This is a genomic window from Acetobacter sp. DsW_063, from assembly GCF_002153745.1.
Classification (GTDB): Bacteria; Pseudomonadota; Alphaproteobacteria; order Acetobacterales; family Acetobacteraceae; genus Acetobacter.
Genome location: NZ_JOPL01000070.1, coordinates 15,362 through 33,366, shown reverse-complemented (window position 1 = coordinate 33,366; position 18,005 = coordinate 15,362). Strand labels below are relative to the sequence as shown.

14 protein-coding genes are annotated in these 18,005 nt (G+C 59.0%); 6 read left to right on the top strand and 8 right to left on the bottom strand.

Annotated features, from left to right (window positions below; translation table 11 throughout):
• Nucleotides 1-56: 56 nt before the first annotated feature.
• Both HK28_RS09805 and HK28_RS09800 read right to left on the bottom strand, forming a co-directional pair.
• A complete protein-coding gene (locus tag HK28_RS09805; protein WP_026397145.1) occupies nt 57-464 on the bottom strand; it encodes a RidA family protein in 408 nt (135 codons plus the stop codon).
• A 279-nt stretch (nt 465-743) separates the two neighbouring features.
• Entirely contained in the window at nt 744-1,421 is a 678-nt protein-coding gene (locus HK28_RS09800) for a DUF1028 domain-containing protein (protein WP_086644399.1), read from the bottom strand.
• Between the two features lie 60 nt (nt 1,422-1,481).
• Here HK28_RS09800 and HK28_RS09795 point away from each other — a divergent pair, with 60 nt between their 5' ends.
• Complete coding sequence (locus tag HK28_RS09795) at nt 1,482-2,399, top strand: LysR family transcriptional regulator (protein WP_026397143.1); 918 nt, start codon at nt 1,482-1,484, stop codon at nt 2,397-2,399.
• Between the two features lie 10 nt (nt 2,400-2,409).
• On the opposite strand, the gene argE is transcribed toward HK28_RS09795, so the two are convergent.
• Entirely contained in the window at nt 2,410-3,579 is a 1,170-nt protein-coding gene (argE, locus tag HK28_RS09790; RefSeq protein ID WP_086644398.1) for an acetylornithine deacetylase, read from the bottom strand.
• A gap of 470 nt (nt 3,580-4,049) precedes the next feature.
• Here argE and HK28_RS09785 point away from each other — a divergent pair, with 470 nt between their 5' ends.
• Entirely contained in the window at nt 4,050-5,678 is a 1,629-nt protein-coding gene (locus HK28_RS09785; protein WP_086644397.1) for an amidohydrolase, read from the top strand.
• Nucleotides 5,679-5,877: 199 nt separating this feature from the next.
• Here HK28_RS09785 and HK28_RS13805 read toward each other — a convergent pair whose 3' ends face one another.
• From HK28_RS13805 to HK28_RS09775, 3 genes are read right to left on the bottom strand one after another with little or no spacing between them, the layout of a single operon-like run.
• The gene (locus HK28_RS13805) at nt 5,878-6,063 is read right to left on the bottom strand and encodes a hypothetical protein (protein ID WP_143217391.1); all 186 of its coding nucleotides are present in this window, start codon (nt 6,061-6,063) and stop codon (nt 5,878-5,880) included.
• Nucleotides 6,053-6,946: an NADH-ubiquinone oxidoreductase gene (locus HK28_RS09780; RefSeq protein ID WP_086644396.1), complete on the bottom strand. Its 894-nt coding sequence runs from the start codon at nt 6,944-6,946 to the stop codon at nt 6,053-6,055. The genes HK28_RS13805 and HK28_RS09780 overlap by 11 nt, the downstream gene beginning before the upstream one ends.
• Nucleotides 6,943-8,469, bottom strand: a complete 1,527-nt coding sequence (locus HK28_RS09775; protein ID WP_086644395.1) for a hypothetical protein — start codon at nt 8,467-8,469, stop codon at nt 6,943-6,945. The genes HK28_RS09780 and HK28_RS09775 overlap by 4 nt, the downstream gene beginning before the upstream one ends.
• Nucleotides 8,470-8,836: 367 nt before the next feature.
• Between HK28_RS09775 and rplM the strand changes: the two genes are divergently transcribed.
• Nucleotides 8,837-9,316, top strand: coding sequence for a 50S ribosomal protein L13 (gene rplM / locus HK28_RS09765; protein WP_026397138.1), 480 nt, complete (start codon nt 8,837-8,839; stop codon nt 9,314-9,316).
• 5 nt (nt 9,317-9,321) lie between these two features.
• A complete protein-coding gene (rpsI, locus tag HK28_RS09760) occupies nt 9,322-9,813 on the top strand; it encodes a 30S ribosomal protein S9 (RefSeq protein ID WP_035376228.1) in 492 nt (163 codons plus the stop codon).
• 231 nt (nt 9,814-10,044) lie between these two features.
• Here rpsI and HK28_RS09755 read toward each other — a convergent pair whose 3' ends face one another.
• Together HK28_RS09755 and acs are read right to left on the bottom strand one after the other, a co-directional pair.
• On the bottom strand, nt 10,045-10,308 hold the full coding sequence (locus HK28_RS09755; RefSeq protein WP_084440377.1) for a hypothetical protein: 264 nt from the start codon (nt 10,306-10,308) through the stop codon (nt 10,045-10,047).
• Nucleotides 10,309-10,423: 115 nt separating this feature from the next.
• Complete coding sequence (acs, locus tag HK28_RS09750) at nt 10,424-12,385, bottom strand: acetate--CoA ligase (protein WP_086644393.1); 1,962 nt, start codon at nt 12,383-12,385, stop codon at nt 10,424-10,426.
• A gap of 1,145 nt (nt 12,386-13,530) precedes the next feature.
• Between acs and HK28_RS09740 the strand changes: the two genes are divergently transcribed.
• Both HK28_RS09740 and HK28_RS09735 read left to right on the top strand, forming a co-directional pair.
• Nucleotides 13,531-15,078: a short-chain fatty acyl-CoA regulator family protein gene (locus tag HK28_RS09740; protein ID WP_086644391.1), complete on the top strand. Its 1,548-nt coding sequence runs from the start codon at nt 13,531-13,533 to the stop codon at nt 15,076-15,078.
• Nucleotides 15,079-15,298: 220 nt separating this feature from the next.
• Entirely contained in the window at nt 15,299-17,698 is a 2,400-nt protein-coding gene (locus HK28_RS09735) for a TonB-dependent receptor (RefSeq protein ID WP_233140473.1), read from the top strand.
• Nucleotides 17,699-18,005 lie beyond the last annotated feature (307 nt).

The following is an 18,005-nucleotide window of genomic DNA, read 5'->3' as shown; positions in this document are numbered from 1 at the left end:
GCCGACGATCACCACAAATCACTCATCGCATTGTATATACAATACTACGTTCGCGATTATGGAAGCTCGGCAATTACGTCCACCTCAATCAACCATTCTGGCCGAGCAAGAGCCACGACGACGAGCCCAGTGAAAACCGGAAATACGCCCTTCATCCACTTGCCAAGCACACGGTAGGTCGTTTCGCGATGGCGGATATCGGTCAGATACACTGTCACCTTGCAGATATGCGCGAGTTCCGCTCCACATTCGCGCAGCAGCAACTCGATATTCTGCATCACCTTCTCCGCCTGCCCCTCCGGATCGCCCACCGCGACATTTTCGCGCGTATCAAGATCCTGAGGAACCTGCCCGCGCAGATAGATGGTCTTGCCAGCCACCACCGCCTGGCAGAGATCGTTATCAAGGCTCTGCTCCGGGTAGGTGGCTTTCGTATTGAACGGACGGATGCGTTTGTGAATCATACTCTTGTCTTTCCCTGACAGTGACGCTCTCATCAGGAACGCCTTGCCTAAACCTGAACAGTCTCAGACGCAGCCCGGCAAGCGAGCCTGACGAAGCAGTAACCACCGCCTCCGTCACAGCCACGGTGTCCCGGCGATACGCCGCCAACGCGCGGGCGTGACGCCCGGAACATCCGAACAGTAGGGTTGCGCATCGTTCTGACCAAGCAAGGACTACCGATGCCTATCATCAGAAAATTCGATGTAAATTTCGAAATAACAATTTTTTACAAAATTCATTCATTCGTCGCCGGGCACCCCATAGGACGGGGCGCCCAGCGGATTCAGCGCGCGACTAAGATAATCGCGCATTTGCGGTCGCCACAGCTCCCACAAGCCGCGCAGATCAGCGACAGGCGCCTCTGACCAGTCGATCCGCAAGTCCACCAACGGCCACACCTCCCCCTCGACGATCTGCAATCCCGCCGAGTGCACGGGGCCTGCTTCGCCGCCCGCAGCCAAGCCAGCCTCCAAAGCAAGTAGAACCCTTTCAGCCAACTCCTGTTCAGGGTCGGACGCGACAAAGGCCGCAACGATCGCTGCCGGGACGCCGTCATTCGCCAAAAGGTTACCTGCGGACACGACGTTAGACGCCAGAGCTTCCGCGTTCACGCCAAGGGTCCGCCCCCCCGACCATATCGCCCCCTCGCCATTTCCATCCACGATGGTCACCTGCCTGAATTCAGCATAGGTCGCCGCCGCAGACACCCGATCGCGGGCAGCGGCCGCCGACAATCCCTCTGCGATAAAATCGAGAGCTTTCGGCCCCAGGCGTGGATCGGTGACGTTCTGGGTCGTCACGGCGCCAACTCCCGCGCGAGCGAAAGCGCATCGCGCCGCGACCGCCGGCGATGACGAAACGACGGCGACGCCGAATTGACCCGTACGCTCACATCGGGCGACAATGGAAAACGTCATTCTCTATACCTCTCTATTGACGGGTGTCGGCATGCCCGATGGACCGTTCGGAGCAACTCCATGCGGTTCACCCTGAGACAAATTGAATATTTCGTGGCGGCTGCTGAAACTGGCTCGATCACAGCAGCCTCGCGACAGGTCAACATTTCGCAGCCGTCCATATCCGCAGCCATTTCCCAACTGGAAGCGGCTTTCAACATTCCACTTTTTATCCGCCATCACGCCGCCGGATTGTCGTTGACGCCGGAAGGCCAGAGCTTTCTTCGGGAAGCGCAAAGCCTTCTGCTTCATGCACAGGAATTCGACGCCGAAGCAGCTGGTCTGTCCAACCGGATCAATGGTCAGGTCGAAATCGGCTGCATGACGACGCTGTACTCGCTGATCGTCCCGGAACTGTTGCAGTCGTTTGAAAACCATCATCCGGCCGCACGGCTTCTCGTCAGCGCCGGGCACCATGCCGAACTTGTGGACCGTCTGCGACGAGGGGAAATTTCCGCATGCCTCGCCTACGATCTCAACACCCCGCCGGACGTTCAGTTCGAACCGCTGGCCACCCTGCCCCCCTTTGTCATGGTGTCGACCACACACAGGCTTGCGCGCCGCAAATCCGTTTCGCTGTCTGAACTGATCGACGAGCCCTTTCTCCTTCTCGACCTGCCTCTGTCGCGTGACTACTTCCTCGGCCTGTTCAGTCAGCAGACTCTGTCGCCGAAAATCGCCGGACGTTTCGGCAGTATCGACGTTGTTCGCAGCCTTGTAGCGCGCGGCGACGGTTACGGACTGGCGAACGCCCGACCACGCAACAAGGCGGCGCTGGACGGGAGAGCGCTGGCCTACCTCGCCCTGAAAGACGACGTCCGCCCGCTGCGCTACGGCATAGCGACGATCTCCGGAGTGCGACGGACCGCCCGTTGCCGCGCTGTTCTCGATGTGTGCCGCAAGCTGCTCGCTGGAAAAAAATTGCCTGGCAGCGACTGACGCGTTTCTTTCAGACAAGCGCATCAACAAGCTTCGACAGGAACCTCTCGCACCCGGCCAGTTCGCCACGCGTGACGTATTCGTCCGCCTTGTGCGCACGATCTATCGACCCCGGACCACATATGATCGTGTCCAGACCAAGTTTTTCCTGAAACAGCCCGGCTTCCGTCCCGAATCCCACAGTTACGACGTCATTACGTCCTGCAGCGGCCAGCACAAGCGCGCCTGTCGCAGAGCCCGTCTCGGCCTTGAGGCCCGGGTATGCGTTAATGACCTCGATCTCGATTCTACCGCCCGGAAACTCGCACTGAACGCGCTCTGCCTGCCGCCGCAGACGCTCGATCCAGACGTCTGATGCGTCTCCGGGCAAAAGCCGCATCTCGAAGTCAACGTTACACAAATCGGGCACGATATTCAGCGCCACACCGCCGGATATAAGCCCAACCTGCGCGGTGTTGTGCGGCGTCTCGAACATGGCGTCCTGCCTTCCGTTCGCGATCATATCCGCCTGTATCGCCTCGATTTCGGAAATCATGTGCGAAGCCATAAGAATTGCGTTGCGACCCAGTGCAGGATTGGCCGAATGCGCAGCCTGTCCATGACACGTAATCCGCGCCGCGACTTTCCCCTTGTGCGCGACAGCGACCCTTAACCCGGTCGGTTCGCCAACCACGCACCCGGCGGCGGCGAACTCCCGCTCCCGCAATCGTCGCAACAACGAATGAACGCCGACACAACCGATTTCTTCATCATAGGAAACGGCGAGATGCAGCGGCCGAGCCAAGGACGGTCGCGCCGCCGCGTCGCGGATCGCCGTGACGGCGCAGGCTAAAAACCCTTTCATGTCGCTTGAGCCGCGTCCGAACAACTTGCCGTCGGCCTCTGTCAGACAGAACGGATCGGTGGTCCATGGCTGCCCTTCGACGGGCACCACGTCGCTATGAGCAGACAACACGAGGCCATCCGGACGATCAGGACCGACGCTTGCGATAAGCCCCGCGCGCCCCGGTTCGTCCCCCGGAACGATTTCCACGCGCGCGCCCGCCTCCGTCAGCGTGGCGGCGAGCCAGTCGATCAATTCCAGATTATCGTGACGACATACAGTCGGAAACGCGACGAGACGTTCCAGCAACGTCACCGTTCCTGCCGCTGTGTTCCGATCCGAGTGCTCCGTCTCCATCGCGCCGCCTCACATGACATCATTGGCGCGCCGGAGCCCCGACGCCCGGTGCGGCCATAGCCGCACGGGGCAGAATGCACGCAACCCCCATTGCCCACGCATCGAAACTTCCGAGGCGGAGACACGCCTGCGCCTAGCCAACGCCGCCAAAATAAGCGCCAACGCCTACGAAACGATCAATCCTTGTTCAAGGCTTTAAATCGCGGAAAACGAGCAGGTTCCGATCTTCATTTCTATAACAGCAAACGATCCGGATCAGGCAAGGGCATTTCCGCATCGTCCAAATGTTTGGCGCGCTCGCCACTCTGACGACGTCGCCCATTACGGCCCGATTGGCGCTGTCACGATAAGCTTATACAACCAAGGCCACATACGAGCCTGAAATGCGGATCGCTCAGGCTCACGCAGACCCCGGAGAGCGGGCGCGACGCACGCAAGGGGCTTAAGCTTTATCTTCGGGGAACACAGGCATGACGCTCGACCTGGCCCTTCTCAACGCCACGGTTCATACAGGATCGCACACCCTGCCCCTGATCGGAGCTGCCGTTGGGATATCCAATGGACGCATCGTCCATATCGGCCCGACGGAAGAGATCCGCGCCTTATGCCGCCCTGAGACGACTATTCGAAATCTGGACGGCATGTTCCTGATGCCCGGCTTCATTGACGTGCACGTTCATGTGTTAATGGCGGCGGAATACCTCTCTGCGGTAGGTCTTCGCGACGCCCGTAGCATGCAAGAGATCGTGGAACGTGTTGCGGCGCGCGCCGCCGCCACTCCGGACGCGCCCTGGATATACGGGCTCGAATGGAGCTACGGCTACCCTGACCTGCCCGGCGGTGTCTTCGACCGTGCGATGCTGGACGCGGTCTCTCCCAACCGGCCGGTCCTGCTTGTTTCCGCCATGGCGCACGCGGCCTGGGCCAACAGCCGCGCTCTCGAAATTGCGGGAATCACCGCCGAGACTCCCGATCCGCCGAACGGCGAGATCGTCCGCCGCCCTGACGGTTCCCCCTCGGGCTGGCTCAAGGAGCACGCCGTTGATCTGGTCCGCCGCCACATGCCCGCTGCAAATGAACAGGATCGGCGACGCGGCCTCGATTTAGCGTTTCAGGAAGCGGCGCGTTGCGGCGTGACCCGGATGCAGAGCGCAGCCTTCGACGAATCGCTCCTGCCCATGCTGCACGATCTGGAGTTGTCCGGAAAACTCCCTATCCGGATTGGCATGATGACGGAAATCGCGCCGCCCTCAATGGCGGAAGCGAGACTGCGCGACGCAGTTGCGCTGCGCGCAGCCTATGACACGGATATGCTCCGCATCGACGGGCTGAAATTCTTCCTCGACGGCGTGCTTGAATCCCATACCGGATCCATGCCGGATGGCTATGCTGATCGACCGGATCTGACCGGCTCACTGCTGTGGGAGAAAGAACCCTATATCGACGCCGTCCGTCGCGGCATGGAAGCAGGCTTCACCACATGGACCCACGCCATCGGTCCCGGCGCCATCGCCCTTTCTCTGGACGCCATTGAAGCCGCCGGGCCGCTATCGCATCGTCTGCGGCCGCGCGTAGAGCACGTCGAGTTACCCTACCAGAATGATATTGATCGCTTTTCTCGCATCGGCGCCATCGCGAGCATGCAGCCTGTCATGATCGCGCCATCCGACGTCTGGATGGGCATGGAAGGTGTGTGGGAAGCTCGCGTCGGAGCGCAACGCCTGCAAAACGCCTTTCCGATGCGCGCCCTTCTGGATACGGGGGCCAGGCTCGCATTTGGCACCGACTGGCCCATAGTGCCGCTTGATCCGAAGCAGGGCATCCGTAAGGCAGTGCTGCGTCGTCCGCTCGGAGCGCCCGCCGACGCCGGGTGGGTGACACGGCAGGCGATAACATTCCCGGAAGCGTTTCACGCCTATACCGAAGGCGCGGCCTACGCCGCGGGACGCAACCGGGATGAGGGGCGGATAGTCGAGGGCGCCTACGCCGACCTTACGGCGCTTTCCGCGAACCCGTTCACAGTTGATCCCGACGACCTCCCTTCACTTCAGAGCGTCCTGACCATCGTGGGAGGGCGCATCACGCACGAGACGTTGTGATTTTCTGCCTACCAAGAGCGTGATTTTCACAATTTACGCCGTCATTTTTTATACAGTAACCAACCAAGAGCATTCACTGATCGGACGCAAAGGCTCTCAGCGACCAAGTATAAGGAACTTTGTCCATTAACCGGCACGAGTGGATAGGAATTAGTTTCTATAATGAAACACTCCCACTCATGAGTGGCAGCGTGCGCAGTCATTCAAACGATCTTTCAATCGTCGGAGCAACATCTCGGAATAAAATGAAAAAAGCTACAACCGGCAATAAATTTTCAAAAATATCATTACCGATAAATGCGCCACCATACAAAATCAAATCGCAAATAAGCCGCGCTCGGCAACGGTTAGCGCGGTGAGCATCGCCCTTCGCCTCACGGACCACCAAACAGGCGCTCCAGCCCCTCCTGCAGCGCCAGCGGCGTGACGCCCAAACGCTCGCGCATCTCCGTGACGTTGAACGCCTTATCTTCAAGCAGCCTTCGGACTTCGGCTCCGCCGATATCCGGCGCACCGGGAATTGCCCGCGTCACGCCTGCCAGGGCGATCAGAGGCGCAGCGGGCACGGACAGCACTGGTCGACGCCGGACGCCCGCCGCGTCCGCCACCATCCGGACGAAGTCGCGATAGGAAACAGGCGCGGCGCCCGCGATCACGATGGCTTTCGGCCCGCGCCAGTCGATGTCGATCGCCGCCAGAACGCTCGCCGTGACGTCACTCTGATGAATCGGCTGCACCAATGCTCGCCCGCCAGCAGGAAGCGGCACAACAGGCAAAAGCCGCAAGAGCGCGGCGAGACGCTGCACGTTGTTCTCGCCTTCTGCTCCATAGATCATCGTCGGGTGCAGGATGACACCGGGACGGCCAGACTCCAGCAGTGCTCGTTCACCGCGCAACACCCCATCGCCATGAGCATCAGGCCAGCGGGTGAACTTCCGCGTGCTGCCAAGACACACCAGTTGCGCACGCTCAGGCATGCAGGAAAGAACGACCGGAACATTACGCGCATGCGCGGTGCAAACGACAGTCGTCGCATCGGCAAGCGCACGGCGCAACGGCGGAAGAGACGCTTCGAGATCCGCGAACCGAGCCTCTCGCAGCACGCCCTCACCCGCCGGGGCCACGCCCGCGCGCGCTAACCCGCGCCGATAGCGCTCGTCGTCCCGGACCACGGGCACAACGGCTCGCCCCTGCGCGAGCAGCGCCTTACATAGCGCCGCGCCAGAACGCCCGCCCGCGCCGATGACATGAACCGCTCCTCCGTTCATGGACGCGGCGCCGCCTTGGACGGTGCGGAAAGCGCATCGGGCGGAACCTCGTCCGTGGCGTCGGCCGCGTCGCCATCGCCGCCCATCGTCGCGTCCGGCGCCTTTTCCCCCTTACCGCTACCTGTGGGCGCGTGAACCATGAGTCCCATGGATTGAACCAACTCGGAGGACCCGCCGGACGAAAGCGCCATCGGCAGCGCAGCAATGACTGCGATCAGCGGCAACGGCTGAGGCGGCGCCAGCGATATCCGCAGCGTTCCCTTGTCCGGCGACTGCAGGTATTGAGCCAACTGCGCACCCATACTGTCCGGCTCAGCCCCGGCTGGGGCCAACGAACGCTTCAGCGCCGAGAGATAGGCGTCCGGATCGACGCCCTGAGCCACGGCCGATCGAGTGATCGCCCGATTCACCAGCCCCTCGTCGCGCCAGCCAATATCAAGACGGTTAACCTTCGCGCCTGTCACGCCTGCGCCCCCAAGGTCGAGGACGCTCGGCATATCCATCTCGCTCAGGTCTTCACTGATAGTAAGGCGCCCGGCCCCCGGCGCGGTCAGGTCGAAATTCTTGACGTTCGCCGTACGCGCACGACTGTCGATAAGCACGTTCGCAGCGATCGAAGCGTCCAGCGACGAATAGCCCAGTTCCTTCAGAATCTCGAAATGGGGCGCCGACGGCCAGATCAGCAGGTGATCGACCGTCACCCTGGCGTTGCTCTTCAGGCCGTTTGTCCTTGCGTGCTCGACCAACCGTTTCAATGAAAGAAACGCCTGCATTTTACCCGGGACGCCGTCTGCTTCTCCGTCCAGCTTCAGGTCGTCCAGACGCAGGCCGCTGTCGCCCTCGTGGGGCGGAAGTCTGGCGCCGAGGCCGCCATTGACGCGCGACGCGATATCCTGGCCATCCACTGCGAGATGCGCGAACGTGATCTGACGCGCGGGCGTCGCGTATCCGTGGAATACGAAGTCGGCGATATCCAGCCGCGATGTCTTACCAACGCCAAAATTGTCGATCGACGCAGCCTTGATAGCGAAGTCAGCCAGCACCCCGGCGGGCTTTATCGACAACTCGGACAACTCCCCATGCCCGAAAATCAGCTCCTCCAACGACTCATCCTGCATCGGCGTCTGCAACTGGTCGACCGCAAGGCGCTTGAACATGACTTCCAGAGACGGCGCCTTCAGTCGCCCGTCGTAAGCGATCAGATGATCGAATCGCGGCGGCGCTTTCGTTCCAGCGTCAGGCGCGGAAACGCCGAGCGCCTCCAGCGTGGACGCGGTGAAAATCCCCCCCCCTTCCCTGAGTGTGACATCCTTCAATCGCGCGCCATGCCCGAGAGGCAGTCCCGTGGCCTGCCGGTAAGTCAACTCGCTCCCGGGGGGCAGTTGCGTGCGAAACTGCGCCAGAGCAGCGTCCAGCCGGGCGTCCGCAACACGCTGCGCCCATACCCAGGCTGCTCCGCCGCCGCCAAGCAAAACAACGGCGAGAACCGCGGAAGAAGCTATGAGGACGCGGGGTTGCATCATATCTGGTCCTTAAATGACGATTCGACGTCGACAACCCGCAAACCGGAATCGACACAGGCGCAAGCGAACCCCCCTAGGTAACAGCATGAGCGTCGACCGACACCCCGGAGAGGTTGTCATACGTTATAAAACAAGGCGCTGGGCTTCGGGATCAGCCTGCTGACGCCGTGGCGACCGGGCTTTTCCAGACAGGGACAGTCGAAACGGAAAAAGCGGTATCATGTTACCGCAATCAAAAAACCCTGAAAAACGGCGAACAAACCCAAAAAACTCCATCACTCCTTATGAACGTGCTTGACGAAGCCCGTGTCCGTGCGCATAACGCGCCACCCGAACCGATCAAGATTTCTGGACGGACATACGACCAATGAAGACCACCCTCTCGCTCAAGCCCGCGGAGGTGACGAAGAACTGGATCCTGATCGACGCCGAAGGCCTCGTTCTCGGTCGGCTCGCCGCCATCATCGCCCAGCGTCTACGCGGCAAGCACAAGCCGCAGTTCACCCCCCATGTCGATTGCGGCGATCACGTCGTCGTCGTCAACGCCGAGAAGATCAAGCTGACCGGCGACAAGGTTGGGCAGAAGCTGTTCCACTACCACACCGGGTATCCGGGCGGCATCAAGGAACGCACCATCACCCAGCGTCTGACCGGCAAGAACCCGGGTCAGGTCGTTGAGAAGGCTGTCGAGCGTATGATCACGCGCGGCCCGCTGCAGCGCGCCCAGATGCGCAACCTGCATGTCTACGCCGGAGCCGAGCACCCTCATGACGGGCAGCAGCCGGTGAAACTGGATGTCGCGGCGATGAACCGCAAGAACACCGCCATCGCGAAGAGTGGGGTCTGATCACTATGTCCGAAACTCTGGAACGCACCGGCACACTGGCCGATCTGAAGGACATCGCCCCGGCGACACTCGCTTCGGAAGCCCCCGTGTATGAAGTAAAGCGCGACGCGCAGGGTCGCTCCTACGCGACCGGCCGCCGCAAGGACGCCGTCGCTCGCGTGTGGATCAAGCCCGGCAAAGGCGACATCACCGTCAACGGCCGCCCGGTGGTCACGTATTTCGCACGCCCCGTGCTGCGCATGCTGCTGACCCAGCCCTTCCTTGTGGCTGACCGCTACAACCAGTTCGACGTCGTCTGCACCGTCACCGGCGGCGGACTGTCCGGTCAGGCTGGCGCGGTTCGTCATGGCATCAGCCGCGCGCTGACCCATTACGAACCCGGCCTTCGCGGCATCCTGAAGGCAGCCGGGTTCCTGACCCGTGACTCCCGTCAGGTCGAGCGTAAGAAGTACGGTAAGGCCAAGGCCCGCCGCTCCTTCCAGTTCAGCAAGCGCTGATCTGCTTCCGGCTCATATCGGAAGTTTCAGACAAGGCCGCCAACCTCCCGGGTTGGCGGCCTTTCTGTTTTCAAACGGCCATAAGAAGCCGAATGACACAGCTGCCTCGTTCGCAAACAAAAGGCCCCTCGAAACATGCGTTTCTAAGGGCCTTTTACTGTGATCTCATCAGGGAGATGGTTCAGCTAAAGCATTCAGATGCAGCTTAACCACATCCAGAACCGATAAAGATCAGGCGGTGATATCGAGCGCGGAACTATCGGCGCTGGACGCAGTCTTCGACGCGCCTGTAGTTGTTTCGGAAATAATGTCGCCCTGAGAATCCGTGACGGTTGTCGTGATGGATCCGTCAGCATTCGTCGTCACCGTCGTGGTGTCTTGTGACGAACTCGTTCCCGAACTGGATGATGCGCCTGAAGACGACGCCGAGGAAGATCCTGCGCCGTAGAGACTGCTCAACGCCGAACCGGAAAGACCAGAAATCGAGGAAGACATGCTGTAAGCTCCGAAGTGACGATACCGGTCGCATCGTCACTTCGAGCCATTAATAACGTCTTAGCAAAGACGTAACGAAGAGCAACGTTACGTCAACAACACCAGAAGACTTCACTCACTGCGCGCTTTGGGCGCGAACTTCCTCGATCAATCCAGGCAGGATCGAAGGGTCGGAAAGCGACGAAAGATCGCCAAGGGCTTCCGTTTCGCCCGACGCGATTTTCCTGAGAAGTCGCCTGACGATTTTACCTGAACGCGTCTTGGGAAGATCGGCGACGAGAAAGATTTTTTCCGGCGCCGCGTATGGCCCGACGCGCTCCCTGATCACATTCGTCAGCTTGGTTGACGGTGGCCTGACTTTATCGCTCCGCGCCACAACGAACACGACAATACCCTGCCCCTTCAGATCGTGATTGACGCCAACGGCCGCCGCTTCCGCCACGGAGTGATCCGTCGCCACAGCGTCCTCGATCTCCGCCGTGCCGATACGATGACCTGATACGTTGATGACGTCGTCCATGCGCCCGGTGATGAGGTAATACCCGTCAGCATCGCGGCGCGCGCCGTCGCCAGCAAAGTACAGCCCCTCGCTGAAGCTGAAATATGTCTGTCGGAAGCGTCCGTGATCGCCCCAAATCGTCCGTGCCTGACCGGGCCAGGACCCGGCAAAGCATAGACAACCCTCGGCTTCTCCGTTTCCTTCTATCAGTTCGCCTTTCTCGTTCGTCAGCACCGCCTTCAGTCCCGGCAAAGGAGTCGTCGCCCATCCCGGTTTCAGATGCTGCGCGCCCGCCACGGGCCCGAGCATGAAACCGCCCGTCTCGGTCTGGAACCAGACGTCAATGAAGGGGCACTCGCCACGGCCAACGACCTGATGGAACCAGTCCCATGCGTCCGGACTGATCGGCTCGCCAGCCGAGCCGAGACGGCGCAGCGACTTCAGCGAGTATTGAGTCGGCACGCCGTCGCCTTCACGCATCAGCGAGCGGATGGCCGTCGGGGCAGTGAAGAGCCCGGAAACATTGTGCCTGTCGATAATGTCCCACCAGCGCCCCGGTTGAGGGTAGGACGGAAGCCCTTCGTAAATCAGAGTAGTGCCGCCATTCAGCAACGGGCCGTAGACGACATAGGTATGCCCGGTGATCCATGCGATATCCGCCGTGCACCAGTGGGTCGTTCCCGGTTCCGGCGCGAAGGTGATGTCCATGGTATAGGCCGCCCACACCAGATAACCGCCGGTGGTATGCAGCATCGCCTTCGGTTTGCCTGTGCTTCCCGAAGTATAAAGCAGGAAAAGCGTATCTTCAGCCGCCATCGTTTCCGGAGCGCACTCCGTCGACGCGCCTTCAGTGATAGCAGCATATTCGAGATCGCGCCCCTCTTTCATCGGGACATCATCCCCGGTGACGCGAACGACAATCACGTTCCGAACGCTTGAGATCGTGCCTGCATGTTTCAACGCCGCGTCGATCGCCGTCTTATGAGGCACACGCTTCGCGCCACGGCGTCCGGCGTCGGCCGTCACGACAACGACCGTTCCACTGTCGACCAGCCGCTCACCAAGTCCTTCCGGCGAGAATCCTCCGAACAGAACGACATGAATCGCGCCGATCCGCGCGCAGGCGAGCATCGCCACCACGCCTTCGACCACCAACGGCAAATGGATCGCCACTCGGTCACCGCGCTGCACGCCGAGAGCACGTAGCGCATTTGCGAAACGACATACCTCTGCGTGCAGATCCCGATAGGTGAGAACGCGCGAATGGCTTGCGTCTTCGCTCTGCCAGATCAACGCCGCCTGATCCCCGCGCTCGCGTAGATGGCGGTCAAGGCAATTATACGACGCATTGAGGCGCCCATCCTCGAACCAGCGGATGGATACGTCTCCAAGAAACGAGGAATTTGACGCTTTTGTCGGCGTTTTTTCCCACTCAAGCATGCGCGCGCGCTCGAGCCAGAATTGATCCGGCTGGCCTTCCGCCTGCGCGCGCAACGCGGAAACACGCTCTACTTTTTCAGCGTCGAGGTCGTTCAGATTAGACGACACCAGGCTGAGCACATTGTCGAGCACCGACATTACCTCCGTTTGGGGTATAAGAGCTTTTCATTATTTTATTATATACCGCTCCGTACACACATTTTACGCGATTAGCTCTCCAAAATCTACCTCTTTCACCAGGCTAAAGCCACGCTCACGAAGTCGGCTTCTCAGTGCTCGCAGCCACCCAAGGTGGCGCACGGTTCTTGCGCCTCATGCCCGAACGCAACCAAATTCAGCATTAGGTAGAAATTTGATAAAATTATCATATTTATTGTTGTTTTTATAATCATATATATCGAAACGTAAATCGTTTCGCGCGCCTCCAAGGAAAAAAGCCAGCGAATGCGTCACCATGAACAACACCATCGAGCCGGGGATATTTTCGCTGAATTATAATAAAGATTTCTTGATGAATTTCGATCATTTTATGCCAAAGACACAGGATCACGCCACACACCCGCTGAACGGCAAAATGAATTTCAGCGCAACGAATCTGCAGCGGGGTACGTACCGTACATTTCTCAAAATGGAAACCATAGTCAAAGGCTTCGCATACGCGCCCCAAGCAGTCATACCTACGCAGTCAGCCCCCTCTACCCAACACATTCGGCAACCGACCAGAACTTAACATTGGGGGGAGAGAGTCTCTAAGACTCATGCATATCATATATATTTTCTGAATTATTATTTTCCCTCACTCGCAACGCCGATATCGCAGATTGCGGACAAAAATCCGAGCAATGCAGATCAATCGCACACCCCAACAACAAAACAAAAACCATTACTTACAATGTATGTAAATATTAAATCTCCGAAAAACGTGATTTTTCGCGACACTAACCATAAGGCGAAGATTCACATTGCCTATTACGAAATAACCACCATCAATACGCCTTGCTCATAGCGGAGAAGCGTAGCTCCGAGAAAGCATCGCCCTTCGACCATACCCTCCACTCACTCGAGATTTGGTCAACGGCGCCACCCGCGATACCCAAACTCATCAAACACCATACGCTCCACTCGCCGCCTTCAGGACACATACCAACCTCGCAGCGCACCACAGTTGCGACACGTGTTAGCCTATCCTCTTATTGATCCTATACTCATGGGCATGGCGCACGGTATAGCAAAGTGAGCGAATAAATGCGAGGATCAGAGAACGTTTTGCAAAGGATGCGAAGATGACCCGTCGCGCAAATAAGGTGTTCGCAGGTTCTCGAATACGCGAGTTACGTGGTCGTATCGGGCAGACCCAACAGGCGCTTGCTCAAGAACTCGGTCTTTCCGCCAGCTACCTTAATCAGATCGAAAACGATCAGCGCCCCATTCCGCCTCCGCTCCTGCTAAAACTTTGCAAAATTTTCGAAGTTTCGGAAGCCTATTTTGGCGACACCGACGAAATTCGCCAAATCCAGGCGCTTCGCGAAATTCTCGGCGATCCCCTCTTCAAATCTGCCTCTCTCCGTCCCGCGGAACTTCAGGCCGCAGTCCGGGCCGCGCCAGGCCTCGCCGATCGGTTCATAACCCTCTACCGTTCCTTCCGTGCGATGAGCGAGCATGCGGCGCCAGACAACGCCACCATCCCGCGCAGCCTCAAACCCAACGATCCGCATTCGCCTCCCAATGCCCAGCTTTCTCCCACACGCGCTGGGGCATCTGGTTCACCGTCCATTTTCTCCGACCGCCAATCTGGAAACGAAGACGCCAAGCCCGCCACGACGCCTCCTTATGAAGCCGTCGGCGACTGGGTGCATGACGAACACAATTATTTCGACGAGGCTGATCGCGCCGCCGAAGACCTCTATGAATCAAGCGCCTTTTCGAACGGAATGATGGCGGCCAATCTGGCCCGCTACCTGCGGGACCGACACGGAATACGCGTCGTGACAGACACGGACCTCGACCGCAAAGGCGTAGTCTGGCGCCTTGACCGGCGAGGCAAGAGGCTTTTCATCGCCGATGGCGTCCCGTCGGAAAGCGCCGTATTCTGGATGGCGCAAGCCGTGGGGCGCCTCGACTATGCCCGCGTGCTGGACCGGGCGATCAAGCGCGCACACCTGAACAGTTCGGACGCGCGCGGGTTGGCGCGCGTCGGCATGAGCAACTATTTTGCAGGCGCATTGCTACTGCCCTACGAGCGCTTCAGACACTCCGCATTGGAGAAGCGGCACGATCTGGACCAACTTCAGCGTCAGTTCGGCGTCAGCTTCGAGCAGGTCTGTCACCGTCTGTCGACCCTGCAGCGTTCCGGTGCAGAGGGAATCCCCTTCTATTTCATCAAGACCGACATCGCTGGCAATATCCTCAAGAGCCACAGCGCTACACGCTTCAGCCTTTCGCGCTTCGGCGGCCTGTGCTCGCAATGGAACGTCTTCCGCAGCTTTTCGGCGCCCGGCCAGTTGCATGTGCAGGTGTCGCGCACGACAGACGACGCCGTGTATCTCAACGTCGCCCGCACGGTCGGCCACGCGGGCGTTTCGTATTTCGACCGACCGCGCCTCGTCGCAGTCGTGCTCGGCTGCTCCATCTCGCACGCGTCGGATATCGTCTACTCCGCAGGCCTCAACCTAGACGACGAACGGATGATCATTCCAATCGGACCCGGTTGCCGGGCCTGCATACGCACCGACTGCCGCCACAGAGCCCTTCCGGCCGCCGGATTTCAAATCGACGCCGGCGGCGAGGAGCGCGGCGTGGTTCCCTACCATATGGTTCCGAATCCGGAATAATATTCCGTTACCCGTCTCCCGAAGTTGGAACGCCGAAATATTCCACGAACGCATTGATTGGCGACTTTCAGCCCTGTAAAGTCGAACGCTGCAAAGCGTCGGTCGCACCATTTCTGAGGGAGGATGAAGCGGACGCGCATTGGTGTTCGAGCATTTCGCTCCGGGGGGAGTCATGATTCACCATAATGCAGGGCCGCGCCGCGGACCTTCAGCTATATCCTTGCTCACATGCACAACGGGCCTCGCCTGCGCAGGTTTCGTGTGGGTCGGCTGCGCCGACGCTGCAACGTCGACAAGCAAGAGTCACAAACGACACATCGCGACGCCGCATGCCGCCGCGAGGAATCCGGCGGCAGCCGTCGCGCCAGCGCCCCATCGTCCTGTACACGTCGTCGCGAAGGGATCGGAGTCCGTCAGCGTGTCCGTTTCCCGTCATGCGCGGGAGGTCGGCGGCGGCATGATGCGGGTCGAGACCAGCGCCAACAACGTGCAGACGGTCAGCAAGCAGTATATCGACATGATCTCGCCCACGGCGACCATCCTCGATATCGCGAAGAACACGCCAAGCATGAACATTTCTGTCGCGGACACGTCGGGAATGCAGGGCGGAAATATTCAATCGCGTGGCCTGACGGACTCTGACATCGGCCTGCTTCTGAACGGAGCGCCCGCGACGTCCGCCAATTACCTCAACGAGGACGCGGACGCAGAAAACGTTGAGAGCGTTACGATTACGCCCTCCTCCTCGCGTGTCGAAATGCCTATCACCGCCGCCGCAGGCGGCGTACTTGACGAAACGACCCACACCCCCACCGATAAATTCGGGGGCATGGTGGATTTCTCCTACGGCACAAACAACATGTCGCGCGAGTTTATCCGCCTGGAAAGTGGCGAGATCGGTCATAGCGGCGTCAAGGGCTACTTCTCGTTTTCGAACACCCACGCCCGCTCCTGGCTCGGGTCTGGTATCAACTGGCGCAAGCATATCGACTTCGGCATGAAGAAGACGTGGGCCAACGGGTCGACCAACGACATCTTCATTTCGTGGAACTATGAAGACTTCACCATCGACCACAAGCCGACGGCGGCTGAGTTTTATGATCTGAAACATAATGGCGTTAATTACAACAAGATCAATACCTGGGATCCCACGTCGGACGACGCCAATCGTTACTGGAAGAACAATATCGATCACTGGAACCAGCTTTTCCTGTCGGCGCCACAGCATTTCGTCCTGACGAAACATGTGTCGTTCGACCTGCTTCCCTATTTCAATCTTGGTCGCGGATGGGATGGAAACGGCGCGACCAGCAGCCGGGTCGGCGGCACTGCGGGCGCTACTGGATACTACACGTCCAATGGCACGCCCATTACCGACCCCAACACATGGTTGACGTCGTACTACCAGCAATACGCGGACCAGAAGCTGGGCGTGACGGCGAAACTTGGCGTTGACGTCGACCGCCACAATCACCTGACGTTCGGGTACTGGTTCGAGCACTACACCACGACTTACGGCATTCCCTCCAGCTACACGAGGGCGGACGGCTCGAACCCAAGCCCGAACACGGAGACGTCCCAGGCATTTACGTTGGTCGATGGTCAACTCAGGCGCGTCAACAGCTATTACACCAATCCAGGCTATGATCTGCACGCGCTCTTCATCGAAGACGTAGCCAAATACCTGCAAGATCGCCTCGTGATCAACGCAGGCTTCAAATACATCATGACCAATTACTGGGACCCCTACAGTGGCGTGGGCGTCAGCGGCGGCTCCGGATACAGCTACTCAGGTCGCTACGGCATGAACCTGACATCCCCACTGCCGCATCTGTCGATCAGCTATCAGTTCAATCCGCATCACCAGATTTATGTGAATGCGCAGGGCAATTTCCGGCAGCCCAGCCCGGACGCCCTGTCGCCGAACTATCAGGGCACACTGCCCAAGCCTCAGTACTCCATCTCTGAGGAACTCGGATACCGTTACAACGACGATCATTTCATCGTTGATCTCTCCTTCTTCAATATGAACATCACCAATCGCCTGATGTCCGTGGCGGTCAGCGACACGCAGACCAGCACTGTCAATGTAGGCAACCAGACCACGCGTGGCGTCGACCTGATGCTCGCCACCCACCCGTGGCACCACATCAGTCCGTTCATTGGCTTTGAGTATTTGAGCGCAAGGCTTGACAGCAACGTGCCTTACCAGAGCACGTATCTGAACACCAAGGGCAAGCAGGCCGTGGGCGCCCCGCACGTGACGACCAGCTTCGGCCTGACCTACGACGACGGGCGTTTCTTTGGCAATTTCACGCTGAAATATGTCGGCCCACAATCTGTCACGCTTGTCGGCGACGAACGGATGCCCGGCTATATCACTGACGCAATCTCGCTCGGTTATCGCTTCAAGCCCTGGCGTTACCTCAAAAGCCCAACTTTCCGTTTGAATTTCAGCAATCTTACGGATTCCCGCGTACGTAGCGGCGCTTATGGGTTCGGCACCAACAATCACTCCACCACGTTGATGGACGGCACGACGCTGGCTGGCGGCAACGGTGCGACGTATTGGCTTGTGCCCCGCTTTACAATGACAGGCACGATATCGACTGGGTTCTGAGTCCCTTAAATCCCCTCCCCTCTTTCACTAGCGACCGTCGTTGCTGGAGGAAGAGGGGAGAATACGCCGAAATGGCGACTGTATTATTTTGTATGTGATATTTCTCAATTATTATTGATTCGCGCACTTTTTTATAAATACGCTCATGATCTGGTCGCATTCACATAAAATCAAGCAAGCAGGCAGGCAACGCTCCAACATTTAACGCCGCCTGCATTGAAAAAGCATTTCAATGCTTCCCTCTATTTGAAATATCTCTTTTCCAAAACGATCCACGATCAAACAATGTCATCACGATCCACGGACA